26 protein-coding genes and 1 pseudogene are annotated in these 24,786 nt (G+C 72.7%); 10 read left to right on the forward strand and 17 right to left on the reverse strand.

All coding sequences use genetic code 11. The annotated features are described in order from the left end of the window. The first annotated feature begins 15 nt into the window (after positions 1–15). Positions 16–309 (forward strand): hypothetical protein, encoded by a 294-nt coding sequence (locus tag ABZX11_RS12620; RefSeq protein ID WP_354912656.1) that lies wholly within the window; start codon positions 16–18, stop codon positions 307–309. A 78-nt stretch (positions 310–387) separates the two neighbouring features. Here ABZX11_RS12620 and ABZX11_RS12625 read toward each other — a convergent pair whose 3' ends face one another. Then, complete coding sequence (locus tag ABZX11_RS12625; RefSeq protein ID WP_354912658.1) at positions 388–1,281, reverse strand: MurR/RpiR family transcriptional regulator; 894 nt, start codon at positions 1,279–1,281, stop codon at positions 388–390. A 182-nt stretch (positions 1,282–1,463) separates the two neighbouring features. Here ABZX11_RS12625 and ABZX11_RS12630 point away from each other — a divergent pair, with 182 nt between their 5' ends. The 8 genes from ABZX11_RS12630 (at position 1,464) to ABZX11_RS12665 (ending at position 8,460) form a co-directional block, all read left to right on the forward strand. Continuing rightward, positions 1,464–2,228: an SIS domain-containing protein gene (locus tag ABZX11_RS12630; protein ID WP_354912660.1), complete on the forward strand. Its 765-nt coding sequence runs from the start codon at positions 1,464–1,466 to the stop codon at positions 2,226–2,228. 16 nt (positions 2,229–2,244) lie between these two features. After that, on the forward strand, positions 2,245–3,648 hold the full coding sequence (gene ngcE, locus ABZX11_RS12635; RefSeq protein ID WP_354912662.1) for an N-acetylglucosamine/diacetylchitobiose ABC transporter substrate-binding protein: 1,404 nt from the start codon (positions 2,245–2,247) through the stop codon (positions 3,646–3,648). A 15-nt stretch (positions 3,649–3,663) separates the two neighbouring features. Further along, positions 3,664–4,575, forward strand: a complete 912-nt coding sequence (locus ABZX11_RS12640; protein ID WP_354912664.1) for a sugar ABC transporter permease — start codon at positions 3,664–3,666, stop codon at positions 4,573–4,575. Then, on the forward strand, positions 4,572–5,426 hold the full coding sequence (locus ABZX11_RS12645; protein ID WP_354912666.1) for a carbohydrate ABC transporter permease: 855 nt from the start codon (positions 4,572–4,574) through the stop codon (positions 5,424–5,426). The genes ABZX11_RS12640 and ABZX11_RS12645 overlap by 4 nt, the downstream gene beginning before the upstream one ends. Continuing rightward, positions 5,423–6,394 (forward strand): BadF/BadG/BcrA/BcrD ATPase family protein, encoded by a 972-nt coding sequence (locus tag ABZX11_RS12650; RefSeq protein ID WP_354912668.1) that lies wholly within the window; start codon positions 5,423–5,425, stop codon positions 6,392–6,394. The genes ABZX11_RS12645 and ABZX11_RS12650 overlap by 4 nt, the downstream gene beginning before the upstream one ends. Positions 6,395–6,504: 110 nt before the next feature. Then, positions 6,505–6,939 carry a helix-turn-helix domain-containing protein gene (locus tag ABZX11_RS12655; RefSeq protein WP_354912670.1) on the forward strand — a complete coding sequence of 145 codons (435 nt, stop codon included), beginning with the start codon at positions 6,505–6,507 and terminating at the stop codon, positions 6,937–6,939. 119 nt (positions 6,940–7,058) lie between these two features. Further along, positions 7,059–7,928, forward strand: coding sequence for a hypothetical protein (locus tag ABZX11_RS12660; RefSeq protein WP_354912672.1), 870 nt, complete (start codon positions 7,059–7,061; stop codon positions 7,926–7,928). Positions 7,929–8,019: 91 nt separating this feature from the next. Beyond that, complete coding sequence (locus ABZX11_RS12665) at positions 8,020–8,460, forward strand: hypothetical protein (RefSeq protein ID WP_354912674.1); 441 nt, start codon at positions 8,020–8,022, stop codon at positions 8,458–8,460. 111 nt (positions 8,461–8,571) lie between these two features. Here the strand turns inward: ABZX11_RS12665 and ABZX11_RS12670 are convergent, their stop codons facing one another. From ABZX11_RS12670 to ABZX11_RS12700, 7 genes are all read right to left on the reverse strand, one after another. After that, entirely contained in the window at positions 8,572–10,062 is a 1,491-nt protein-coding gene (locus tag ABZX11_RS12670) for a helix-turn-helix domain-containing protein (protein ID WP_354912676.1), read from the reverse strand. Next, positions 10,059–11,129, reverse strand: coding sequence for a DUF917 domain-containing protein (locus ABZX11_RS12675; RefSeq protein ID WP_354912678.1), 1,071 nt, complete (start codon positions 11,127–11,129; stop codon positions 10,059–10,061). The genes ABZX11_RS12670 and ABZX11_RS12675 overlap by 4 nt, the downstream gene beginning before the upstream one ends. Before the next feature lie 21 nt (positions 11,130–11,150). After that, positions 11,151–12,251, reverse strand: a complete 1,101-nt coding sequence (locus ABZX11_RS12680; RefSeq protein ID WP_354912680.1) for a DUF917 domain-containing protein — start codon at positions 12,249–12,251, stop codon at positions 11,151–11,153. Continuing rightward, a complete protein-coding gene (locus ABZX11_RS12685; RefSeq protein WP_354912682.1) occupies positions 12,248–13,318 on the reverse strand; it encodes a DUF917 domain-containing protein in 1,071 nt (356 codons plus the stop codon). The genes ABZX11_RS12680 and ABZX11_RS12685 overlap by 4 nt, the downstream gene beginning before the upstream one ends. Continuing rightward, on the reverse strand, positions 13,318–14,859 hold the full coding sequence (locus ABZX11_RS12690; RefSeq protein ID WP_354912684.1) for a hydantoinase/oxoprolinase family protein: 1,542 nt from the start codon (positions 14,857–14,859) through the stop codon (positions 13,318–13,320). Before ABZX11_RS12690 ends, ABZX11_RS12685 begins: the two co-directional genes overlap by 1 nt. Before the next feature lie 17 nt (positions 14,860–14,876). Continuing rightward, on the reverse strand, positions 14,877–16,202 hold the full coding sequence (locus tag ABZX11_RS12695) for a cytosine permease (RefSeq protein WP_354912686.1): 1,326 nt from the start codon (positions 16,200–16,202) through the stop codon (positions 14,877–14,879). 247 nt (positions 16,203–16,449) lie between these two features. Continuing rightward, entirely contained in the window at positions 16,450–16,530 is an 81-nt protein-coding gene (locus ABZX11_RS12700) for a hypothetical protein (protein WP_354912738.1), read from the reverse strand. Between ABZX11_RS12700 and ABZX11_RS12705 the strand changes: the two genes are divergently transcribed. Continuing rightward, entirely contained in the window at positions 16,495–16,788 is a 294-nt protein-coding gene (locus ABZX11_RS12705; RefSeq protein WP_354912740.1) for a hypothetical protein, read from the forward strand. The two genes, ABZX11_RS12700 and ABZX11_RS12705, sit on opposite strands and share 36 nt — an antisense overlap. Here ABZX11_RS12705 and ABZX11_RS12710 read toward each other — a convergent pair. The 9 genes and pseudogenes from ABZX11_RS12710 to ABZX11_RS12750 form a co-directional block, all read right to left on the reverse strand. After that, a pseudogene (locus ABZX11_RS12710) lies at positions 16,785–17,706 on the reverse strand (IS5 family transposase). The gene ABZX11_RS12705 and the pseudogene ABZX11_RS12710 overlap by 4 nt on opposite strands. Before the next feature lie 30 nt (positions 17,707–17,736). Next, positions 17,737–18,486 (reverse strand): FadR/GntR family transcriptional regulator, encoded by a 750-nt coding sequence (locus ABZX11_RS12715; RefSeq protein WP_354912688.1) that lies wholly within the window; start codon positions 18,484–18,486, stop codon positions 17,737–17,739. 36 nt (positions 18,487–18,522) lie between these two features. Continuing rightward, complete coding sequence (locus ABZX11_RS12720) at positions 18,523–19,176, reverse strand: type 1 glutamine amidotransferase (protein ID WP_354912690.1); 654 nt, start codon at positions 19,174–19,176, stop codon at positions 18,523–18,525. Beyond that, positions 19,169–20,173, reverse strand: a complete 1,005-nt coding sequence (locus ABZX11_RS12725; RefSeq protein WP_354912692.1) for a carbon-nitrogen hydrolase family protein — start codon at positions 20,171–20,173, stop codon at positions 19,169–19,171. Before ABZX11_RS12725 ends, ABZX11_RS12720 begins: the two co-directional genes overlap by 8 nt. A 1-nt stretch (position 20,174) precedes the next feature. Continuing rightward, entirely contained in the window at positions 20,175–21,608 is a 1,434-nt protein-coding gene (locus ABZX11_RS12730; protein ID WP_354912694.1) for a glutamine synthetase family protein, read from the reverse strand. A gap of 25 nt (positions 21,609–21,633) precedes the next feature. Then, on the reverse strand, positions 21,634–22,110 hold the full coding sequence (locus tag ABZX11_RS12735) for a DUF1097 domain-containing protein (RefSeq protein WP_354912696.1): 477 nt from the start codon (positions 22,108–22,110) through the stop codon (positions 21,634–21,636). An 89-nt stretch (positions 22,111–22,199) separates the two neighbouring features. Beyond that, positions 22,200–23,378, reverse strand: coding sequence for an aminotransferase class I/II-fold pyridoxal phosphate-dependent enzyme (locus tag ABZX11_RS12740; RefSeq protein ID WP_354912698.1), 1,179 nt, complete (start codon positions 23,376–23,378; stop codon positions 22,200–22,202). A 20-nt stretch (positions 23,379–23,398) separates the two neighbouring features. Continuing rightward, a complete protein-coding gene (locus tag ABZX11_RS12745) occupies positions 23,399–24,301 on the reverse strand; it encodes a pyridoxamine 5'-phosphate oxidase family protein (RefSeq protein ID WP_354912700.1) in 903 nt (300 codons plus the stop codon). 4 nt (positions 24,302–24,305) lie between these two features. Beyond that, complete coding sequence (locus ABZX11_RS12750; RefSeq protein ID WP_354912702.1) at positions 24,306–24,686, reverse strand: DsrE family protein; 381 nt, start codon at positions 24,684–24,686, stop codon at positions 24,306–24,308. Between the last annotated feature and the right edge of the window lie 100 nt (positions 24,687–24,786).

Consider the following 24,786-nt stretch of genomic DNA (forward strand, 5'->3'; position numbering starts at 1 on the left):
GGCGGGAGCGGGTCCATGGCACAGTCAACGGTGTCCCGGCGGCGGCCGTGCCGCAGCTGTGGCGGGCGGTACTTCGTCACGACGGTGTCGGTCTTCGCCGCGGTCCTCGCGTTCGCGGCCGCGCTGGGCGGCATCGCAAAAGCCGTGGCCGGCAGCGGGATAGTCGCGGCCATCGCCCGCGGCTCGATCCCGGAGCCTGCCGCCCTGCTCCAGGGCGGCGCCTGGGCCGTCGGCGGCATCGTCCTCGCGGGTGTCATCGTCCTCTTCGGACGTAGCCATCGGTGTATCAAGTGCGACGCCCAGCAGTGAACCGGCGGCCGGAGCAACTCTCGCGGAGTGCTTCGGCCGCGCTGCTCTGCCGCAGCGGCCGGCACCTCGTTCTTCCGGTCAGGCGCCGTCGTCCGTCTTGTACCGGCGCACCGCCTCGGTCGTCACCGCGAGCGCTTCCCGGTACTGCTCGAACATCCGCTGGGCGACGGCGATGTAGAGCAGGTCCAGGACGGCCAGCTGCGCGTGCCGCCCCAGCAGTCCTTCGGTGGTGAAACCCACTTCGCGCACGCCGGTCGCCAGGACGAGCCCGGCCCGGCGAGCCAGCGTTGAGGTGCGGACATTCGTGATCGCGACGGCCGCCGCCCCGTGGGATCGGGCTTCGGCCACGACGTCGCACACCTCCCGGGTCTGCCCGCTGTGCGAGAGGGCGACCACGACGTCACCCCGGCCCAGCAGGGCCGCACCGGCCAGTGCCACGTGGGCGTCGGTGTGGGCCCACGCGGGCACGCCGATCGCGTACAGCCGCTGCTGGAACTCCGACGCCGTCGCCGCGCTGCCGCCGACTCCGTAGACCTCGATCCGGCGGGCCGTGGCCAGCAGCGCCGCGGCACGGCTCACGTCGGCCAGGTCGAGGTGGGCGATGGCCTCGGCGACGATGTGCCCGATGTTGGCCGAGACCACCTCGGCGACGTGCCGGAGGTCGTCGTGTTCGGTCACGGCGATGCCGATGTGGGTGGCCCAGGTGCCGCGGCCGTCGGTCCCGCTTTCCGAAGCCAGCGCGATCCGCAGCGCGGCGTAGCCGGTGAGCCCGAGTGCCCGGCAGAACCGGGTGATCGTGCCGGTCGACACCCGGCACCGGTCCGCCAGTTCGACGATGGTCAGCCGGGCGGCGGCCGCCGGATCGCCGAGGACGAGTTCGGCCAGCGCCCGTTGCGCGTCGGGCATCGACGGCAGCAGCTCGCGGATGCGCCCGAGCGTGCCGCTCGACGCCTGGAGGGGCTCGTTCGCCATACCAGCTCCTTGCTAGAGACGTAAATTATTCGCTACGAGGAGCACCGGTCAAGCGCCCGTCTTCCTTGTGGCATCTCAAGATCGACTGTATCAGCGGCAGAATCAGCACCTTGACAAGCGCGCCCACCGAGTCCGAAAGTGGAGTGGCAGAGAAAAATTATCTTCTGCAAGGGGGCACGGGGGTGGCCGATCGAAGCAGCCCGAGCGCGGCCGGGTACGTCGCGGCGGCTCGTGTCGTCCTCGACGAGGTGGCGACCGGGCAGGAGCCCGCGGTGCGCGAGGCGGCCCGGCTCGTCGCGGAGTCCCTCCGCGCCGGCGGGATCGTCCAGGCTTTCGGCGCCGGGCATTCCGAAGCGCTCGCGATGGAGATCGCCGGGCGGGCAGGCGGGCTGGTGCCGAGCAACAAGATCGCGCTGGACGATCTGGTGGTCCTCGGCGGCGCACCACCCGATGTGCTCTTCGGCCCGTTCCTGGAACGTGACCCGGCGGTCGCCCACCGGCTCTACGAGCTTTCCGCGCCACACCCGGAGGACATCTTCGTCATCGCGTCGAACTCCGGGGTGAACGGGTGCGTCGTCGAGCTGGCCCGGTTGGTGAAGCAGCGCGGGCACCGCCTGCTCGCGGTCACTTCGGCCGCGCACACCGGGCACGCGGCGTCCCGTCATCGGTCCGGCCGGCGGCTGATCGATTTCGCCGACGTCGTGCTGGACAACGGCGCCCCGCCCGGCGACGCACTCCTGCCGCTGCCGTCCGGTGCCCGGGTGTGCGCGATCTCGTCCCTCAGCGCCGCCCTGCTCGCCCAGATGGTCGTCGCCGAAGTGGTGCGGCTGCTGGCCGAAGCCGGCGAAGAGCCCCCGATCTACCTGTCCGCCAACATCGACGGCGGCGACGACCACAACCGGAAGCTGGAAAACCGCTACGCCGGCCGGCTCCGCCGTCACGCCTGACCTCCAGGAGCACGCCGTGTCCTCGAACAGCACCGAAGTCTCCCGGCGGACCGCGCTGGGTATCGCGGCCGGTCTCGCCGCCTCGCCCTTCGCCGGCTCGTGCGCGTCGCCAGGGGGCGGCCCGCCGGACCCGGCGGCGCAAGGGGAGATCAGCGACGTCAACCCGCTGGGCGCGGCGCTGGACAAGCCGGTCGAGATCGTCGTCTTCGACGGCGGCTTCGGCGACGAGTTCGCCACCGCGATCCACGAACCGATGCTGACCGCCCGGCACCCGGGGCTGTCCGTCAGGCACGTCGCCACCAAGGAGATCGCCAAGACGCTGCAGCCGCGCTACGCCGGTGGCACCCCGCCGGAAGTGGTCGACAACGACGGCGCGGACCGGCTGGACCTCGGTGCCCTGTCGGCCGACGGGCAGCTGGCCGACCTCGCGCCGCTGCTCGACGCCCCGGCGTGGGACCGGCCGGGCAAGAAGGTCCGCGACGTGCTGCCGGCGGCGGCGATCGACGTGGGCACCTTCGACGGGAAGTTCTGCGCCGTCCACTACAACAGGATCACCTGGGGCATCTGGTATTCGCGGTCGCTGTTCGCGCGGCACGGCTGGGAGGTGCCCGGGACGTGGGACGAGTTGCTGGCGCTGTGCGACCGGATCCGGCAGGCGGGCATCGCGCCCTTCACCTACGCGGGCAAGTACCCGGAGTATGCGCTGGAGCCGTTGCTGACGACGGCCGCCAAGGCCGGCGGGCCGGATGTGCTCCGGAACATCGACAACCTGGCCGACGGCGCCTGGCTCGCCGAGCCGGTGCGCCGGGCGGCCGCCGCGTGGCAGGAGATCGGCCTGGAGTACCTGCTGCCGGGCACCGCGGGCCTCGACCACACCGAGTCCCAGGCCAGGCAGAACGCCGGCGAGGTGGCGATGCTCCCGTGCGGGTCCTGGCTGGAGAACGAGCAGAGGAACGTCACGCCCGCCGGCTTCGAGTACGCGATGTTCCCGGTGCCGCCGTTGAGCGCGTCGGACGCGCTGCCCGCGAAGACCGTGCACGCCGGTTTCGTCGGCGCCTTCTTCGTTTCCGCGCACTCGGCGAATCCCCGCGGCGGCATGGAGTACCTGCGGGCCATGCTGTCGGCCGAAGGCGCCACCCGCTACACCGAACTGGTCCGGACCCTCACGGTGCTGGACGAAACCGCGAGCGGCCGGCTCACCCCGGGCCTGCGCAGCGCCGTCGACGCGCTGGCCGCGTCCGGGTCCACTGTGGTCGGTTGGCGGTTCGACAGCTGGTACCGCGAACTGCTCGACGAAGGCCGGGCGGTGACCGGCGAGCTGATGAGCGGCCGGCTGAGTCCTGTGGACTTCGGCCGCCGGATGCAGCGCAAGGCCGACGCGCTCGTGCGTGACACGTCGGTCAAGAAGTTCCGGCGCTGAGCGGCGGCGGCCACGATGTTCCGTCAAGGCAGGCGGGGGTTCGTCTTCGCTTTCCTCGCCGCGCCGGTGCTGCTGTACACGGTCTACGTCGTTTCGCCCTACCTGCAGGCGTTCCGGATCGCCGTCACCGACTGGCACGGCGTGTCCACCGAGCCGCGGTTCGTCGGCCTGGCCAACTTCGCTCGCCTGCTCGGGGACGAAACGTTCTGGACGGCCCTGGCTCACAACGGGGTGCTGCTGGTGGTCGTTCCGGTGGTCACGATCGCGATCGGACTGCTGTTCGCGCACCTGCTGACCTCCGGCGGGCGGGGAAGCGGTGTGGCGGGCTCCCGGTTCTACCGGGTGGTGCTGTTCCTTCCGCAGGTGCTGGCCGTCGCGGTGGTGGCCGTGCTGTTCCAGTCCGTGCTGAAACCCGGCCGGGGTGGCCTGGTCAACGGCCCGCTCACCGCTCTCGGGCTGACGCCGGTGGGCTTTCTCACCGACCCGCGGCTCGCGCTCTGGACAGTCGCCGGCGTGCTGGTGTGGCAGTCGACGGGGTTCTACGTGGTGCTCTTCTCCGCCGCGATGGCCTCGATCCCGCCCGAGCTCTACGAGGCGGCCCGGCTCGACGGAGCAAGCGGCCCGAGGCTGTTCTTCCGCGTGACCCTGCCGCTGATCTGGGACAGCATCCAGGTCGCCTGGGTCTACCTCGGCATCGCCGCGTTCGACGCCTTCACCCTCGTCTGGGTGCTCACCGCCGACCACGGCGGCCCGGACCGCGCCACGATCGTGCTCGCCACCGAGGTCTACCGGAACGCGTTCGTCTACTCGAAATTCGGCTACGCCTCGGCGCTCGGCGTCGCCCTGTTCTTCCTGACCACCACCTTCGCCGTGCTCGTGCTGCGGTTCACCCGCCGCGAAGACACCGAATACCGAGGAGGGGCATGAGAAGGCTCACCGGGCTCTCCCACGTCGTCCTCGTCACCTGGTCGCTGCTCGTGCTCGCACCGGTGGCCTGGGCCGTGCTGGCCTCGTTCAAGACGACCGGCGAGATCTTCGCCGACGCCTGGGCACCGCCGGCGACGCCGCGGCTGGACACCTGGGCCCGCGCGTTCGGTGCCGCGCACATCGGACAGTACTTCCTCAACAGCGTCATCGTGGTGGGGGCCGGCACCGCGGGCACCATGGTGCTGGGCTCCATGGCGGCGTACGTCTTCGCGCGCTACCCCTTCCCCGGCAGCCGCGTGCTCTACCTCGCGTTCGTGGCGGGCATGGCGTTCCCGGTGTTCCTCGCGCTGACGCCGCTGTTCTTCGTGGTGCGCGACCTCGGCACCCTGCCGGTGCTCGGGCCGTTCATCGGCCCGGACACCCGTGGCGGGCTGATCCTGGTCTACATCGCCTACTCGCTGCCGTTCGCCGTCTTCTTCCTGACCGCGTTCTTCCGGACGCTGCCGGCGGCCGTCGCCGAGGCGGCGGTCATCGACGGGTGCTCGCACACCCGGCTGTTCTTCCGGATCATGCTGCCGATGGCGCGGCCGGGACTGGTCAGCGTCACCGTCTTCAACGTCGTGGGCCAGTGGAACCAGTACCTGCTGCCGCTGGTGCTGCTCAGCGGCAGCGCGCGGGACAAGTGGGTGCTGACGCAGGGCATCGCCGACCTCGCCACCGAAGCGAACTACACGGCGGACTGGCCGGCCCTCTTCGCGGCGCTGAGCATGTCGATCCTGCCGGTGATCGCGGTGTACGCGGTGTTCCAGCGGCAGATCCACACCGGGCTCACGGCGGGAGTGGCGAAATGACCTCCCGGCTGGTGCTGGGGATGGACATCGGCGGCACCTCGAGCCGCGCCCTGGTGGCCGACGTGGACGGCACCGTGCTCGGCACCGGCGTGGCCGGCGGCGGGAACCCCGTAGCGCACGGCGCCCGCGCGCTGGCGGCGATCCGGGACGCGCTGCGGGCCGCCCTCGCCGGCGTCGATCCGGCCGACGTCGAAGCGGCCGTGTTCGGCTGGGCGGGCGGCGACGTCGCGATGCGGGACCCCGAGATCGGTCCGGCGGTCCGGGCCGGCTGGCAGCAAGCGGGTCTGCGGTGCGTCCCGGCCATGGTCAGCGACGTCACCCTCGCCTACGTCTCCGGAACGGACGCCACCGACGGCACCGTGCTGGTCGCGGGGACCGGCGCGGTCGCCGCGGCGATGGGCGACCGCGTCATCGCCCGCTGCACCGACGGGCACGGCTGGCTGCTCGGCGACCGGGGGTCGGGCTTCTGGCTCGGCCGGAAGGCCGTCCAGGCGACGCTGGCAGCTCTCGACCGCGGCGGCCCACTGTCCGGTTTGGACCTGGAGGTGCTGCGGGCGCTCGGTGTCCCCCGTGGACGGGGCCGGCTACGGGTCGATGCCACCATCGAAGCCGTGCACCGGCGGCCGCCGGTCGCCCTGGCGGAGCTCGCGCCGATCGTACTGGCCGCCGCCGATGCGGGCCACCAGGACGCCGTGCTGCTCACCACCCGGGCCGCCCGCCACCTCACGGCGAGCGTCCGCCGCGTCCGCGACCTCGGCGCGACCACCCCCGTCGTGCTCGGCGGTGGCCTCCTGGCCACGCCGAGCCCGCTGTCCCGCACGGTCCGCGCGGCCGTGGCGCGGCAGTGGCCGGACGCGGAGATCACCACGGCGGGAAACGGCGCCGCGGCGGCCGCGTGGCTGGCCTCGGCGGCTCTGCCCGGCGCGCGCCCGGCTCGGCACGAAAAGCTCGTCCGGGGACTCCGATGAACGGTGGGGTGCGGACGGAAGAGCAATTCGTCTTCTGCCGTGACGGGGATTCCGAGACGTGGGTGCCCCGCGATGTCCGGTGTGACAGCGCGTCCCGCGAGCAGATCTGCGTGCGGATCTCGGGCCCGGCCGAAGTCACGCGGTTGTCACCCCTGCTTTTCGACGCGCTGACCGAGGCGCTGGCGCGTGACCCGGTCTCCGGTGAGCTCACGCTCGTGGCGCGGATCCAGGCGTTCATCGCCGGGAACCTGGGCGACCCGGGCCTGACCCCGGAGACGATCGCCGCTGCGCACCACATTTCCGTGCGGTACCTGCAGAAGCTCTTCCAGCAGGAGGGCCGGACCGTCGCGGGCTGGATCCGCCGACGCCGGCTCGAGCAGTGCCGTCGCGACCTCGCCGACCCCCGGCTGGCCGGCCGTTCGATCACCGCGATCGCCGCCCGCTGGGGGTTCGCCTCACCCGCGCATTTCAGTCACGCGTTCCGTGGCGCCTACGGTGTTTCGCCGCGGCAGTTCCGTCGCAGGAAAGCCGTGCGCACTGACTAAAGAACGGTGCGCGCAGGCGCAAGACACGCGTGCGACGGCAAGCGAGAATCATGGTACGGCAAGGGGATCCAAAGGGGAGAACAATGAGGAAAAGACGAATATCGGCCGTGGTGGCGGGGATGGCGCTCGCGGCCGCCGTCGCGCCGGCCGCGACCGCCGCCGCGGCGACGGGTGCCGCGCCGGGCATCCGCGCAGCGGGCTGCAGCAACAGGATCTGGCCCATCAGCGGCAACTGGGACGGCATCGGCGGGGACGGCATCGGCGTCGTGGTCGACGACGGGGTCAATCTGACCTGGCAGCTGCGGAACGGACCGAACGCCGGTCCGCCCGACATCGTGATCAACTACGGCAATTCCTGCGACATCCCGGTGGTGGGCAACTGGGACGGTGCCGGGGGCGACACCCCGGGCGTCGTGCGTCCGGTCGCGGCCGGCGGCAGTTACCACGACTGGCAGTGGAACCTGCACAACTCCAACACCTCGGGAATCGGGGAAATCAAATTCACCTACGGACGCGCCTATGTGAACGACGCCTTGGCCTACTGGCCCGTTGCCGGCAACTGGGACGGCATCGGCGGCGACGGGCCGGGCGTCGCGGGAGGCAACGCGAGCGGTTCCAAGGCGTGGCACCTGCGCAACGCCCCCTCGGGTGGCGACCCCGACTACAACCTCGTCTACGGGCTGACCGGGTTCGGTGACGCGCCCCTCGCCGGCAACTGGGACGGCGTCGGCGGCGACACGCCGGGCGTGGTTCGCGCGGCGCCCGACAGTTTCACCTGGCTCGAGCGCAACAGCCTGAGTTCCGGGACCGCCGACATCACTTTCTACTACGGCAACGGGACCAGGACCGACTCGGTGGTGGGCGGTGACTGGGATGGCGTCGGCGGTGACGGCCCGGGGGTCTTCCGGTTCAACTCCGGTACCGGCCATTGGCAGTGGCATCTGCGCAACGGCGCGGCCGGTCAGCCGTGGATCTTCGACTACCCCTGAGCGACCGTGCGGCCTGCGGCGGGGTGACCGGATGCCGGCCACCCCGCCACCGGGCCGGACCACGCCGCAGACGACAGAATCGGGAGGTGCCATGCACAAGAGGATCGGCCTGCTCGCCGCGGCCGTCATCACCCTGTTGATCCAGACCGTGCCGGGTACGGCGTACGCCGATTACCCGACCGCCTACAACCTTCGAACCCAGTGGCTCACCAACGACCCCACCCCGGGAGACGATTTGTCACTGGCGCGCCGTACGGTGGTGCTCAAGGACGGTGTCTACGGCTGGTGGCCGTACGTCGACCCGCCCGCGGTGGCCGGCTCGACCTGCGAAACCTACACCGGCCACATCTTCGAGGGCACCTACACCTGGGAGGAACAGCTCTGGCCCGGTAGCCCCACGCGCGGCTCGTACCGGCTCGACAGCTACCTCTCCGACAGCAGCGCCGGAACCCTCTACAAGATCACGTGCTACTTCAGGCTGAACGCGTCCGGCAACTACACCTGGGGCAGCGGCCTGGACCCGCACTTCTGACGCCACCGTCCCGGCACTCGCACCGAAGCGCTTCCGGGCAGCCGCGCAACGCGGCTGCTGAAGCTCGACCGGGTGCTGCCTCTCGGACCCGGACTGACCGGACCCGCCCGGTCAGTCCGGGTCCGAGAGGATGACCGCCCGCGAGGCCAGGTGCAGGGCGAGCCGCTCGTCCGGGCGGGACAGGTCCACCCCGAGCAGCTGCTCGATCCGCGCGACGCGGGCCGCGACCGTGTTGCGGTGGATGCCCAGCACCGTGGCCGTCTCGGCGATCGAGGACTCCGCGTCCAGGTAGGCCGCCAGGGTGCGGACCAGGTCCCCGGAGGCGGAGCGCAGCGGGGCGACCAGCGCCCTGGCCGCCGGTTCGAACGTGTCCGTGCGGGTCCACTCCAGCAGCAGCTGGGCCATGCCCAGCTGGTCGACGTGCAGGAAGTGGCCGGTTTCCGGGCGGGTCGCGGCCAGCCGGGCCGCGTCGAGGGCCTCCGCGACCGTCGCCGCCAACCCCTCCGGACGCGGGTGCGGCCGCCCCACGCCCATGTGCGCGCCCAGCCGCAGCGCCCGGTGCGCCGCCTGCAGCCGGGCCGCCAGGGACCGGACCCGCTCCGCCGTCGGCTCGTGGTCGGAACTCACCCAGCCGGTCCAGCCGTCGCCGTGCTCGACGACCACCGCTTCGACGTTCTCGGCCCGCAGGGCGCGGACCACCTCCGGGGTGCGCGCGACCGTGTCGACCGCGGCGGGGACGCCGAGGTGCAGCCCGACGTGCCAGCCGCCGAGCCGCCAGCCCGCGTCGGCGACCCGGCGGCGCAGGTCGGCGTCCGGTTCGGTGTCCAGGCGCAGCAGGTCGCCGAGCAACGCCGTGCGCGAGCGCGCGTCCCGTTCCAGCTCGAGGCGGTTGGCCAGCAGCCAGCGCTGCAGGGCCCCGGCCGCCACCGCGAGCGCCGGCGGGACGATGTCCGCGCTCGCCGCGCCGGGCCCGGTCAGCTCGGCGGCCAGCCACAGCGCCGGGCGCTGCAGCAGCACGGGGTGTGCCAGGAGGACGCCGTCGGCCAGCTCGGTGCGCTGCGGCACCGGCTCGTCGAGCCGGACGCGGCCGGCGACCTCCCCGGCGAGCGGGGCGCCTTGGTCGTCGAGCACGGCGACCGGGCCGCGCAGCAGCCGCCGCAGCACCGCGACGACCTCCTCGGGCGGGCGCAGCCGGTCGCCGAGTGCGCGGTGGGTGGCCAGCAGCAGGTTCGCCCGGTCGAGGTCCGGCGCCGCGAGCGACAGCCGGGCCTCGACGAGCAGGTCCAGCGGCGGCGCCCCCGTGTTCAGCAGCGGCACGGCCAGCCGGTCGGCGAGCAGGCGGGACGCGGTGAGCGGCTCGGTCCCCGGCAGCAGCACCCCGGTGGCGCCGCTGTCGGCGCAGCGCCGGAGCAACGCGTCGATCTGCCAGTCCGTGCCTGCGATCGGCCGCACGACGACGGTGAGCTCCCCCGCCGCCGGGGTGTGCGAAGCGTCCAGCGTGGCCTGCACCGTCTCGAGTGGACGGTCCAGGCCTGCCGCGCCGGCGAGGACGCGGACGTGGCCGGCCCAGCCCGGCAGCGCGAGCACCCGCCGCAGGCTCATGCCGGCCGCACCGGGTCGCAGTCGATGCCGTACGCCCGCGGCTGCAGCACCGGCAGCCGCCGGGGGTCGGTCCAGAACGGCGCCGCGGCCAGCCGGACCACGTCCACCTCGACGCCGACCCGGATCGCGTCGCACGAGACCGGGACCCCGGTCCGGTGGTCGAGCACCGAGAGCACGTCCGGCGTGGACGCCACGGGAGCGCCGTCGCGCAGGGCCAGCAGGTATTCGTTCTCCATCTCCAGGCGCAGCAGGCTGCCGTCGCGGTGGTCGGCGAGGGTGACGCTGCCGCGGCCGAAGCCCGGGCTGCCGTGCCGTCCGGGCCCGCGGTGCCGCGCGACCTCGAGGACACGGCCGCGAGCCAGCACCGAACCCCCCAGCGCCGCCTCGAGCGCCGGCCGCGGCGGGCTCTCCCCCACGGCGAGCACCCGGCGGCCGAGGGCCAGCGCGCCGCTGGTGGTGCCGGGCACGGTGCACGCGGCCAGCTCCCCGGCCGGGATCGGGGCGAGCGCGAACGCCGCCCAGCCGCCGGAGCTGGTGAGGAACGCCCGGGTACCGCGCTCCACCATGAGGTCCGAACCGGCCGCCAGCACCACGACCTGGCCGCCGGGCTCGGCCAGCGCGGCCGGCGCGATCCCGCGGCCGGTCGCGGCGACCGAGAACTGGTCGAGCCGGGGCAGGCCGCGGCCGGAGAGGTCGGCGTCGACGTAGGCGAGCCCGAGCTGGTCGGCCACGACCAGCGGCAGCAGCCCGTTGAGCCCGCCGATCTCGATGGACATCAGCGCGTCGGCGCGCTCGCCGGTCCAGCGTTCGACGGCGGCCACCGCGGCGGCGAACTCGTCGCCGCCCGGCAGCTTCTCGGTGAAGGCGGCCGTCGCACCGACGACGCCGATCGGCACCACCTTGGTCTCCGGCGGCAGCGCGCCGACCGGCTGCACGACGAGCGCGCGGCCGTCCGCCAGCAGCCGGCGCAGCAGCACGGCGGCGGTGACGGTGTCCCCGCCGCCGCCGGACCCGAGCAGGGCCACCCCGCGTTCGAGAGCGGCCACGTCACCGGCGGTGAGGCGCATGACTGACCACAGTAGACGAGCTCAGCGCGGAACGCGGGCTTCGACCGGGACGAACGCGTGCGGCAGCCCGAACGCCGGCGGCCCGAAGGTCGCCAGGGCCTCCGGTGTCCGCATCAGGGCCGGGGTGGAGATGCCCACGACGGTGACCCGCTGGCCGTAGCGCAGCGTCTCGGTGGTGATCGGCTCGGCGGTGGCGGCCTCCAGCACGCAGATCAGGTCCGGCACGAGGCACCGCACCTCGCCGTCCACGCAGGCGATCAGGTTCTCGTTCTGGAACTGGATTTCCAGCTTGTGCACGCCGTCGAAGGACACCGCGGCCGCGCGGCCGCGCGCGAACCCGGCCTCGGTGCGGCGTTCCACATCGGACACCTTGCCGCGGAAGAGCACTCGCAGGTGCCGGTACGGCGTCTCGGTCAGGGCCGCGGCCAGCCGCGCCACCGGGTCTTCGTTCGCTTCCCGCGCTTCCCGGATCGTGCGGCCCACCGTCAGCGCCAGCGAGAGCGTCCGAGGCACCGCCGTGCGCTTGACGTCGGCGCCGCTCATCGCGTACTCGGCGATGTGCGCGACCCCGCCGAGCCGGACGGTGACGCCGCGGGCGAGCCACTCCATCCGCCGGTTGTCGGCGCCGGTGTCGATCACCGTCGTCTCGCCGCGTTCGCCGCCGATCGCCATCGGCGACCCGGGGACCCCGTAGACGCCGAACGTCTCCATCTGCAGCTCCGGGAACGCCCGGCCCATGCCGTCGCCGTCGACCACCGGCAGCCCGAGCCGGGCCCCGACCAGCAGCGGGATCATCGAGTTGATGCCGCCGCACTCGATCGGCATGGTCGCGTCGGCGCGCCGGCCGATGTGCTTCTCCAGCGTCCGCAGCGCCAGCACCGGTTCGGCGCCGCTGGGCAGCTTCTCGTGCACCACGGTCGGGGCACCCATCTGCGCGGTCGGGACGACCAGCGCGGCGTCGTCGACCTCGGCGGGATCGAGCACCGTGACCGGCCCGTGCTCGCGGATCGCCTCGCGCACGAGCAGCCGCCCGACGTACGGGTCACCACCGCCGCCGGTGCCGAGCACGGCGGCGCCGCGGGCGAGGTCGGGCAGGTCGTCCTCGGTCAGGGTCCAGCTCATCGGGCCACCCCGATCGGGTCGATGTCGTAGCCGAAGTACCGCGGCCCGGCCAGCGCGATCCCCTCCGGGGTGTGCCAGCGCGGGTCGGCGGGCGCGGCGAGCACCGTGACGCGCTGGCCGTAGCGCAGGCCTTCGGTGGTCACGGCCTCCCCGGACTCGCGGTCCAGCGTGCAGATGAGGTCGGGCACGGACGCCTCGACGACGCCGTCGCGCTCGGCGACCAGGTGCTCGTTCTGGAACCGGAGCACCAGCTCGGCACCCTCGTCGGCGTCCATCCCGGCCAGGCGGGCCTCGCCGCGGGCGAAGCCGGTGACCGTCCGGCGGGCGACGTCGACGACCTTGCCGCCGAACAGCCGCCGTCCGCCGAGCCGTTCGACGACCCGGGCGACCGGGTCGGCGTGGGCCTCCCGGGCGGCGCGGACCAGCGCACCGAGCTCGGCGCACAGGCTGAGCGTGCCCGGCACCAGCGCTTCGCGCGCCTGCGCCCCGGACATCGCGTAGTTGCTGATCATCGCCGAGCAGCCCATGTCGATGGTCGCCGACCGGGCCAGCCGCTCGGCCCAGTGGTTGTCGACGGTGTCCAGTACGCCGCGATTGCCCTTTTCGTCGGCGATCGACATCGGCGTCGCGCGGATCCCGTACAGCGTGGGCAGCACCATCTGCAGCTCGGGGAAGGCCCGGCCCATGCCGTCGGCGTCGACCAGCGGCAGGCCCAGCTGCGCGGCCGCGACGACCGGGATCAGCGAGTTGACCCCGCCCGCCTCCGCGCACGCGATGTGCGTGAGCTCCTTGCCGAGGTAGGTGGCCAGCGTGCGCGCGGCCAGCCCCACCTGCCCCGCCGAGGGCAGCTTCTCCACCATCACCGTCGGCGCCCCCATCATGGCCACCGGCAGCACGACGGCGTCGTCGGCCAGCTCGGCGACCGGGACGAGGGGCACCGGGCCGTGCTCCCGGACCGCCGAGGCGGCCAGCAACCGCCCGATGTAGGGGTCTCCCCCGCCCCCGGTGCCGAGGATGGCGGCACCGCGGGCGATGTCGTCGAGGTCGTCCAGCGTGATCTCGGGCATCACGCCCCCAGCTGCAGGTCGCCGACGGCCTTGACGCGGATGCGCGTGGCGTTGCCGGGCAGGTACGGGATGGGGACTTCGTCGAAGTCGACGATGCCGACCGACGCCGGCGAGGCCCCGGCCGCGACCGCGCGGTCGACGGCCTCCTGCTTCGCCTCCGCGACGACGGCCTCGCGGCGCCCGGGCTCGATCACGTAGACCCGGTCGACCTCACCGCCGATCTGCGCGATGGCCGCGCCGATCGCGTTGGCCACGGCGTAGTTCTCCGGCCGGTGCACCGCACCGCACCCGGCCAGCTCGTCCGGCAGCAGCACCGAACCGCCGCCGACGGCGACCACCGGCAGCGGCTCCGCGGACGTCCGCATCCGTTCGACCACATCGGACACGTCGGCGGCGATCTTCGCCAGCGCCGCCGCCACCAGTGCACTGTCCAAACGGGATACCAGCGACGGGTCGCCGATCTCCGCGCGGCCCGCGGCGACCGCGATGTCGGTCGCGGTCAGCGTGTCGCCCCCGAAGACCAGTGCCTTCGACGTCAGCTCGTACCCGACGGAATCCGGCCCCACCGTGACGTTCCCGCGGACCCGGCTGCCGCCGCCGATGCCGATCGAGAGGACGTCCGGCATCCGGAAGTTGGTCCGGATGCCCGCGACGCTCACGTCGGTGGTCGCCTCACGCGGGAAGCCCTGCCGCAGGACGCCGACGTCGGACGTCGTGCCGCCGACGTCGACCACCGCGCAGGTGTCCAGCCCGGACAGCACCGCGGCACCGCGCATCGAGTTCGTCGGCCCCGACGCGAAGGTCGCCACCGGGTAGCGACGGGCGAAGTCGACGTCCATCAGCGTGCCGTCGTTCTGGCTCAGGTACAGCGGCGCGGTGATGCCCGCGCCGGTGACCGACGCGGCCAGCCCGTCGACGATCTGCGCGGCCAGCTCCCGCAGCGCTGCGTTGATCACCGTCGCGTTTTCCCGCTCCAGCAGGCCGATCCGGCCGATCTCGTGGGACAGCGAGATCGCCACGTCCGGCAGCTGCGCCGAGATGATCTCGGCCGCACGGGCCTCGAACTCGGCGTTGACCGGGGAGAAGACCGAGGTGATGGCGACGCTGCGCACCCCGGCCGCCCCCATGTCGTCGGCGGCCTTGCGCAGCTCGCTTTCGTCGAGCTCGGCGATGTGCCGTCCGTCGAACTCGTGCCCGCCGTGGACGAGGTAACTGCGGCCGCGCACGGCGTCGACCAGCCGCTGCGGCCAGTCGACCATCGGCGGCAGCGACGCCCCCGCCGGCAGGCTCAGCCGCACGGCCGCGGTCGGCGCGAGGCGGTGCGCCTCGACGAGGGCGTTGATGAAGTGCGTGGTGCCGATCATCACCGCCCGGACCGCCGCCGGGTCGAACGGCCGTTGCCGCTGCAGGCCGCCGATCGCGGCGACGATGCCCGAGGTGACGTCCGCGGTCGTGCTGGTCTTGACCGAGGCGAGCACCCGGCGGCCGTCGAGCAGGACAGCGTCGGTGTTGGTGCCGCCGACGTCGATGCCGATGCGCACGAAGGTTCTCCTTGGGTTCAGACGGCGGGAGCGGGCTCGGCGTCGGCGGTCCGGCTGCTGCCGACCCCGCGCACCCAGCCCAGCTTCCCGGCGACGACGTACAGGACGAAGGCCACGACGAGCGAGTTGATGCTCGGCAGGCCCCACTCGACGAATTCGCCGAACAGCGCGGCGGCGAGCCAGACGACGAGCGTGGCGGGCACCCACGCCGGGGCGTCCTCGGGCACGCCGCCGCGGGCACGCGCGGCTTCCAGCTCGCCGCGCCACTTCTTCACCACGAAGTACTCGGCCACCATGATCCCCGCGATCGGCGGGAACGCGACGCCCAGCACGGTGAGGAAGTCGGTGAACTTCGCCAGGATCCCGGCGGCGGCGAGCAGGCTGCCCGCGACGCCGAGGACCGCGGTCACGAGGCCGCGGTGGGCCTTGCGCCCGGACACCGTGCCGATGAAGTTCACGACGCCGAGCCCGGAGGAGTACAGGTTCCAGTCGTTGATCTTGACCGTGCCGGCGATGACGATCAGCAGCCCGACCCAGCCGACCGACGACGTCACGATGGTGGTGATGCCGGCGCTGCCGACGGCGTGCGCGAGCAGGACGCCGGACAGGCCGATGACGTACTCGCCGAGGGTGATCCCGACCAGCGTCTGCTTGACGACGTCGCCGGTGGTGCGGTTGAAGCGGGTCATGTCCGGGGTGATCACGGCCCCGACGATGAAGCCGCCGGCCACCAGCGTGGTGCCCTGCAGCAGGCTCAGCGACGGCCCGGGCGGGGCCGAGGAGACGAGCGCGCCGAGGTCGTGGCGGGTCAGCTCGGAGACGACCGACCAGCCGACCAGGACGAGGAAGGCCGGCACGGTCAGGTACGCCGTCCACGCCATGGAGTGGAAGCCGCGGACCACGATCGCGGTGACGACCAGGCCGAACACCAGCGCCCAGCCCCACTCCGGCAGGCCGCCGATCAGCGAGACCAGGCCCTGGGCGGAGACGGCGGACTGGATGCCGAACCAGCCGATGAGGCTGATCCCGATGGCGAGCCCGATGAGCGCCGAGCCGCCGCGGCCGAAGCCGGTCCAGCGGGCGATCATGGACGTCGAGAGGCCCTCGCGGACGCCGATGACGCCGACGAGGATGGTGATGAACTCCAGGATGACCGAGCCGAGGGTGAAGGCCAGGACCGCGGTCCAGAAGCTCATCCCGAAGCCGACGGTGGCGCCGAGCAGGAACTGGGAAAGAGCGGAAACCTGACCGAACCGCTGCACGGCGACCGACCACCACGAGTACCGCGCGTGCTCCGGCACCCTGGTGAGGGCATAGTCATCGACACCGACTGTTGAGGCCACGCCGACCTCCTCTTCCGGGAAGGGAAACGGTTCCCCGCACCGTAGGCGGCGGTCCCCGCGGGCGTCACCGTGCGATGTACACAGCCGTCCGGCAGAGGCTGTGCACATCGCACGGTCCCCGGCAGCCGGTTCGCGTCAGGGCATCATCGAAGGCGTCGTCGGAGCCCGAGCTGTGAAGGCACCGGTCGCACCGGCGGCGCTGGCGTCCGGAACGCCAAGCCGAGCGATTGGCCGGGCCATCGCGACCTCAGGGTGCGGTTCGCTCCGCCAGTGTCCGGCCTCCCGAGCTCCAGTGCTCCGGTGGGACTTCGGTCAGCAGTACCCGGATGGCCGCGCCGGGTGCGCCGAGGCTGTCGCGGACTGCGTCGTGCACCGCGGCCAGGCATGCGAGGAGGCCGAGGCCCACCGCGACCGCCTCCTGAACAAGGAGGCGGACCTGCTGCGGGAGCGGCTGACCCGGCGCGACCCGGCCGACCACGACCGCATCGCGCGGCTCAAGGCGCACGTCTTCGAAGGCGTGGCCGCCGTGGCCCGCACCCGCGCGGAGTGGGCCCGCGAAGGCCAGCGTCTCCTCGACGGCGACTAGGGCGTGTCTGACAATGCCTTGGTCCAGGCGATGACGGCGTGCAGGACGACTGCTGACCGGTAGACGATGGCGAGCTTGTCGTAACGAGCAGCCAGGCCGCGCCACTGTTTGAGCAGGTTGAACCGTCGCTCGACGACGTTGCGGCCGCGGTAGTCCACCGCGTCGAACGCGGGTGGTCGCCCGCCGCGGGAACCGCGGCGTTTGCGGTGCCCGGTCTGATCAGCTGGCTCCGGGATTACGGCGGTGATGCCGCGGTCGCGCAGGTGTCCACGGATCGCGCGCGAGGAATACGCCTTGTCACCGCGGACCCGGTCAGGCCGGGTCCGGGCCCGGCCACGTCCAGCTCGACGGATCCGCAGATGCCGCATCAGGTGCGGAAACATGGGCGCGTCGCCAGCTTGACCAGGACCGACCAGTGCAACCAACGGTCGGCCGTTGCCGTCGACGAGGTGGTGCACCTTGGTGCTCCACCCGCCGCGGGAACGGCCGATCGCGTGATCAGGCGACTCGGCCAGCAGTTCCGTGTAGTTCGACCCAGCCCCCTGTGGGGCGGGTGATGTTGGTGGCGTGCTGATGCGCCCGGGCGATGGTGGAATCCACCGACACCGACCAGTCCACCAGGCCGGCCGCGTCGGCTTCGGCGAGCAGGCGCTGCAGCACGGTGTCCCAGGTGCCGTCACCGGCCATCCGGCGATGCCAAGTCCAGATCGTCTGCCACGGACCGAACACCGCCGGAACATCCCGCCACGCCAGCCCGCACCGATACCGGTAAATGATCCCCTCCACCATCGCCCGCGCATCCGAGAACGGCCGACCACGCCTACCGGTCCGGACCGGCAGCAGATCCTCGATCAACGCCCACTGATCATCCGAGAGCAACTGAAACCGCGACACGACCAGCAGCATCCCAGCAACCAGCCGAGACCTTTGTCAGACACGCCCTAGCGGCTACGTGCGGCCCCCGGCCACGTGCGGTTCCTTGACCTGGCCCTCCTGCACGAGGGAGTCGGTCGTGCTCACCAGGTGAGCGAGCATCGCGTCGGCCGCGGCGGCCGGCTCTCCCGCCCTGATCGCCTCCGCAATCCCGCGGTGATCCGCCAGGGACGCGCCCGGCTGGCCCGACCGCGTCAGCGAGGTCGCCGACGTCCGGTCGAGGGCCTGGCGCATGCTCTCCAGCAACCCGATCAGGATCGGGTTGTGCGACGCCGTCGCGACCCCGCGGTGGAACCGGCGGTCGCCCGCCAGGCCGGGCTCGCCCGCCGCGATCTCGCGCTCCATCTCCTCGAGCGCGGACTCCAGTTCCGCCAGATCGTCCGGGGTGGCGCGCAGGGCGGCGAGGCGCGCGCACTGCGTTTCCAGCGCTTGGCGGGTCTCCCAGATCGCCGGGTGGTCGAGGTGCGTCGCGACCAGCTCGGCCGCGAGCGACGGGATCACGTCCTCGGGGCGGCGGACCAGGTAGATGCCGTCGCCGTGGCGGACCTCGACTTCGCCGCGGGCCCGCAGCGCGGTGATCGCCTCGCGGATCGAGGACCGGCCGACCGACAGGGCCTTCGCCAGGTCCCGTTCGGTCATCAGCCGGTCGCCGGGCTGCAGCTGGTTGACGTCGATGAACTCGCGGAGCCGATCGCTGACTTGCTCGTACAGCGGCCTGCGGTCCACCGGGCGGATGGGCGCCACACCGCGCCGTTCCTCGGTCATGCGACTCCCACGACAGCAGGTGATCAGGTGGTCTGATCATACCCGGAAGAAGCGGGCGTACAGCCGGCCCGCGGCTTCCGTGGCGTCGGGCAGGTGCTTCGCCGTGTCCGCGAGCAGTGTCGCGCGTTCGCCGCCGGCCTCCGCGAGCAGCTTCAGCCGCCGGTCGCTGTCCATCCACCGCTCGAGCTGCTCCTGCGTGACCTCGGGGTGGAATTGCACCCCGAGGTGCGGCCCCGAACGGAACGCCTGGACGCAGGAGCCGGCCGCCAGGACGGTGGCCGTCGGCGGGGCGGTGATTTCGTCGCCGTGCCATTCGAACCAGGTCCCGTCGAGGTCCGCCTCGGGCGAACCGACCGCGGTCCACCCGCGTTCGATCGCCGCCGCCCGGCGTACCTCGCCGCCGAGCACCTGGGCCAGCAGCTGCGCGCCGAAGCAGATCCCGAACACCGGGGTGCCCAGGGCCATCGACGCGCGGACGAACTCCCGCTCCCCCGCGAGCCACCCGATCGTCTCGTCGTAGGCGGCTTCCCGGCTGCCCAAGACCACCAGGGCGCGACGCCGCCGCGGCGTCGGCAGAAGACCGGCCGACACGTCGACGAGCTCCCATCCGACACCGTGGTCGTTCAGCCACGTCCCGAGGTTCCCGGGTCCCGCATCCTCCTGGTGCTGCAGGACGAGGACGTCAGTCACGAGGACTCCCCTCGACGAACGCGACCGCCTCCCGGCGGGTGCGGTTCACGGTCACGGAGAAGACATCCGGCCTGCTGTAGTGGCCGGTCGGGTCGAACGTCAGCCGTTCGCGGCCGACGGCGCGCAGGTCGAGGTCCGCGATCACCAGGCCCTCTTCACCGCGGACCGGCTCGACGAGCCAGGTCCCGTCGGGGGCCGCGACGGCCGAGCCGCCGTCGAACGGCATCCGCGCCGAGTTGTCCCGCAGCTGGGCCGCCAGCGGGAAGTCGTCCGGGACGTCGTCGACGGTCAGGATCCCCGCCGCCGCGACGGCGAACACCCGGCCCTCCATCGCGGTGAAGCGGGTGACGTCGCGGCTGACTTTGCTCGCTCCCGGCCAGGTGCCGAAGTGGACCTGTTCCCCGGCCGCGTAGAGGGCGTGCCGGGCCTGGGGCATCCAGTTCTCCCAGCAGTTCAGGCCGCCGACCCTGGCCGGGCCGACGGCGTGGGTGCGCAGCCCGGCCCCGTCGCCGTGGGCCCACACCAGGCGTTCGTCGTAGGTGGGGACGAGCTTGCGGTGGTGCCCGGCGAGGCCGTCTTCGGGGGTGATCGTGAGCAGCGTGCAGTACACCGAGCCGCTCGCCGGTCCCCGGCCGCGCTCGGTGACGCCCACCAGCAGCGTCAGCCCGAAGTCCGCCGCGACCGCTTCCAGCTCCCGCTGCTCGGGCCCGCCGACCTCGATGGCGGAGTCGAGGTAGTAGGCGTAGCAAGCCTTTTGGGCCGCGTCGTCGAAGTTGGCGCCGTGGGTGCGGGTGAGCCAGAAGGGGTAGCCCGACAGGTAGGTCTCCGGAAACGCCAGCACCTTCACGCCCTCGGCGGCGGCGAGCCGCGCCGCCTCGGTGAGCCGCTTGAGGCGGGCACCGACGTCCAGCCAGGGGCCGCCGAGCTGGGCGGCGGCCACGGTGATCGTCGAGCGGGGGTCGGGGTCGGGCAGGCGGGCGCCGGCCAGCACGCGCACGTCAGTAGACCTCGAAGTATTCACGCTGTTCCCAGTCGGTGACGGCGGCGTTGAAGCGGGCGACTTCGTGCCGCTTGATGGTCGCGAGGTACTCGACAAACGGGTCGCCGAGCTCGGCGCGGAGCACGCTGCTGGCGGCGAACAGCTCGACGGCCTCCTGCAGGCTGCCCGGCAGGGGCTCGGCGTCGGCCCGGTACGGCTCGTCGGCCGACGGGCCGGGGTCGAGCTTGTTGCGCAGGCCGTCGCGGCCGCTGATGATCTGCGAAGCCAGGTAGAGGTACGGGTTCGCGGCGGGCTCGCCGGCCCGGTTTTCCAGATGGGTGTTGGCGTCGCCGCGGCCGCCGGCGACGCGCACGAGTGCGCCCCGGTTCTCCTCCGCCCAGGCGATGCGGTCGGGTGCGAACGAGTCGGGCCGGTAGCGCTTGTACCCGTTGACCGTCGGGGTGCTGAGCACCGAGCAGGCCTTGGCGTGTTCGAGCAGGCCGGCCATCCAGTGCCGGCCCGTGTCGGAGAGCGCTTCCTCGGCCGAACCCGCGAAGGCGTTCGCCACGTCGGGTCCGCTCAGCGACTGGTGCAGGTGCCAGCCGTTGGAGAAGGCGTTGGGGAAGGCCGGGCGGGACATGAACGTGGCGTGGTAGCCGTTGCGGCGGCACAGCTGCTTGACGGCGCTGCGCAACAGGATGGCCGCGTCGGCCGCCTGCAGGCCGGACATCGGTTCGAAGGTGAACTCGGTCTGCCCCGGCCCCCACTCGTCCTCGACGGTGGCCAGCGGCAGTCCCAGCGCGACGACGTTGTCGCGCAGGATGTCGAGGATCCCGGCGATCTCGTCGCCGCGGTTTTCGGTGAGGTACTGGAACCCGTGGGAGACGGCGCTGACCGTGGGCGGGTCCGGCGGGTAGCCGCACGACTCGAACGACAGCCGCGGGTCGTCGAGCTTGGTGAGGTAGAACTCCAGCTCGATGCCCGCGACGAAGTCCCACCCGTCACCGGCGAGCCGGTCGAGCTGGGTCTGCAGCACGCCGCGGGTGTCGAACGGGACGACCTCGCCGCTGCGGTAGTGCAGGTCGCTGAGGATCCAGCCGGTCTTGTCCAGCCACGGCAGGACGCGGAACGTCCCGGGGTCGGGCACGAGGACGCCGTCCGGCAGCCCGGTCAGGCGCGGATCGCCGAAGCCGTCCGCGGCGAACGGCGGAACCGCGGGGTTGTTGGTCGTGTCGAAGATCAGGGTCGCGGTCTGGAAGTCCTTGCCGGTGCGCAGCACGGACAGGAAGTGCCCGGCCTCCAGGGTCTTGCCGCGGAGGATGCCGTGCTGGTCGCCCCAGCTGATCCGGACCTGCCGCAGGCCGAGCTCCTCGACCCGGGCCGCAACGCGGTCGGCCTGCTCCTGCTGCTCGGCGGTCCACAGCCGGTGGCGCTGGATGAAGGGGGTGCTCATCTTCGTCTCCTCGTAGGTCAGGTGGTCAGACCACTTCGGGTACAGCGGAACCGGGCCGGGACCGGCGTACGAGCTGCGCGGCCGCCCACTCCGAGGCGATGCCGAGCCCGAGGCCGATCACGAACGCGACCGCCGTGGTGAGCACGTCCACGCCGTTGCCGAACAACGACGCGGCGCCCAGGAAGGCCGCCGGGATGAACGAGAGCGGCGCCCACCCGGCCTGGACGCACATCGCGAAGGCGATCACCGCGACCGCCACGGGCAGCGCGCCCGCCCAGCCGCCGAGCAGGCCGGCACCGAGGACGCCCAGCCAGCCCCAGGCGATGCCGGACAACCCGGCGGCGGCCGTCTTGACCAGGCCGGTTCCCTTGCCGCCCGCCGCGAAGAACGCGGCCCACGACACCACGGCCACCCACGTCGGCAGGCCGGTCAGCTCACTGACCCAGGTCCACAGCCCGGCCAGTAGTCCCACGGTGATCCCCGTGGCCGTCAGTGCGCGCACGTCGTCTCCTCGCATCGAAGTGGATGGAGCAGGTCATCTGGTGGTCTGACCACTGGACCACGTCAGCATGACCAGGCGCGTTCCCCGTGTCAAGCGAGCGCCGAGCCGAGTTCGGCCACGACGTCGGCGGGCTCCTCGATGCCGACCGACAGCCGGACCAGCCCGTCGGTGATCCCGAGAACCTCGAGGTCCTCGGGCGGCAGCGACCGGTGCGTGGTCGTGGCCGGGTGGACGAGGGTCGTGGCGACGTCGGCGAGACTCGGCGACAGCGGGATCGCCGGCCCCAGCCGCCGGATCAGCTCGTCGACGGCCGGGCGGCCGCCGGCGAGTTCGAAGGAGAGCATGCCCCCGGTCCCGCCGGGGAAGAGCCGGGTGACCACCTCGGCGTGCGGGTGGTCCGGGCGGCCCGGGTGGTGCACCCGGGTGACGGCCGGGTGCCCGGCGAGGAACCCGGCGACGGCCGTCGCGCCGCGGGTGTGCGCGCGCATCCGCAGCGGCAGGGTTTTCAGTCCCAGCAACGCCATCCAGGCGTCGAACGGGCCGAGCGTCGCGCCGACGTGGACGACCGACTGCCGGATCCGCCCGACGAGGTCGGCACGGCCGGCGACGATCCCGCCCATCGCGGCGGAGTGGCCGCCGAGGTACTTCGGGATGCTGTGCCACACCAGATCCGCGCCGTGCTCGAGCGGGCGGAGCAACGCCGGGGTCGCGAACGTCGAGTCGACGGCGAACGTGACACCCGCCGCGGCCGCGATCCGGGCCAGCGCCGGCAGGTCCGGCACCCGCATCGTCGGATTGGTGAGGGCCTCGACGAGCAGGAGCCGGGTGCGGGAGGTCAGCGCACGCGCCACGTCGGCGAGGTCCGTGCCGTCGACCAGGGTGACGTCGATGCCGAGCCGGGGCAGGTCGGTCTCGAGAAGGCTGCGGGTGCCGCCGTAGGCGTTGCGGTCGGCCACGACGTGCCCGCCCGTCTCGACCAGGGCCGTCACGATCCCCGTCAGCGCGGCCATGCCGGAGGCGGTCGAGACGGCGTCGGCGGCACCTTCGAGGTCCGCCACGGCCTCCTCGAGCACGTGGCCGTTGTGGTGACCGAAGCGGTAGTAGACGTTGCCGTGGTCCTCACCGTCGAGCACGCGGTGCAGCGACGCGAGGTCCGGATAAGCGTGCACGGTCGTCTGGTGCAGGGCGGGCACCAGCGGCGGTGCCCCGCCCGGCCGGGTGTGGGTGCCCGCGCGTGCGGCCCGGGTCGCCGGGTGGGTACTGGTCATCGTCACCGTCCATGGTGGTCTCAGTTGAAGCGGGAGTACTTCGGTGCCGACCACCCGCCGGGGAACGAGTGCTCGGTCCGGATCGCTTCGGTGATCCGGAAAACCGTCTCCTGGCCGGTGGCCGGTCCCCCGGCGGGGTGCGCCGCGCGGCGCACCTCCGCCGTGCCGGTCAGCTGCAGGGTCGCGCCCGTCTCCCAGTCCGGGAAGAGCAAGCCGGCGCGGGGGTTCACGCCGAGGTTGCCCGCGGTCATCATCATCGCGTTGCCCACGTAATCCGGCCAGCGCAGCTCGGCCGGTGAGACGACGTCGACGAAGCCGGGGTTGCCGCCCTTGTGCGAGACGTCGACCCCGCCGTCCACCGCGGTGGCGACGAAGAACGTGTCGGCGGCCGAGACGAGCGCCGCGTCACGCTCGTTCAGCGTCCCGGCGCGGGTTGCCGCCGGCCGGAAGTCCGCCGGCGCGTCGTCCGGCATGACGCGGGCCTGGATGTACTTGGGGCAGTTGCCGAACGCTTGGTGGACGTCGACTTCGCCGCCGCCGTCGACGGGCCGCCAGCGACCGTTGATCCGCAACCGCTTGCGCGCCACCAGGTCGATGGCCAGGGTGCCGACGTCGGTCTCGTCCCGCAGGACATCGGCGAGGGGGTCGCCGGCGACCACGCCGGCGGCGGCCCGCAGGGTGTGCGGGCCGGCCGCCGACAGGAAGCCTTCCGGCCCCAGCAGGGTGCTCGCCCAGGGCCGCCCGTCACGGTCCTGGGCCCCCAGCACCAGCATCCGCTGGCGGGCCAGGAAGTCGGACGCCCCGTGCGGGATGGCGTCGGCGATGATCGGCCGGACCCGCTCGGCCAGCTCGGCCGTTCCGGCCACCCGTTGCGCTTCGAGCTCGCCGGGGTGGAAGGCGAGCCGGTCGATGAGGTCGGCCACGGCGTCAGAAGGTCAGGACCGCGTAGCCGGACTGCACGAGTTCGCGGATGCTCGCGACGCCCGGCGTACCCGGTGCCTGGTTCTGGCTGATCTGCTTGATGTCCTCCCCCTCGACGCCCTCGGTCGCACCGAAGACGGTCGCGCAGCCGCCCGAGGCGACCGTGGCGACCTGCTTCTTCACCGCGGTGTACAGCTCGTGCGCCGGGTGGTTCGCGTCGGCCAGCACGGCCGGCCAGCGGGTGCCCGCGCCCTGGAACAACACCAGCGCCTCCCCGCCCTGGGCGAACTCCCACGCGGTGGCCAGGGCGTTGAACACCCGTCCCAGTGCCTCTTCGGTGCCGGTCGACGGGTCGGACAGCACCACGACGGCGGTCTTGCTGCTCATGAACGTGCTCCTCGTTGCTCGGAAGGTCTGCGCCGTCATTTTTACCGTACGTTCGGTAATATACCAAAGTGGCCGTCCTCACACCGCGGTCGAACGTTAT

It is taken from the genome of Amycolatopsis sp. NPDC004169 (genome assembly GCF_040610315.1).
Classification (GTDB): domain Bacteria; phylum Actinomycetota; class Actinomycetes; order Mycobacteriales; family Pseudonocardiaceae; genus Amycolatopsis.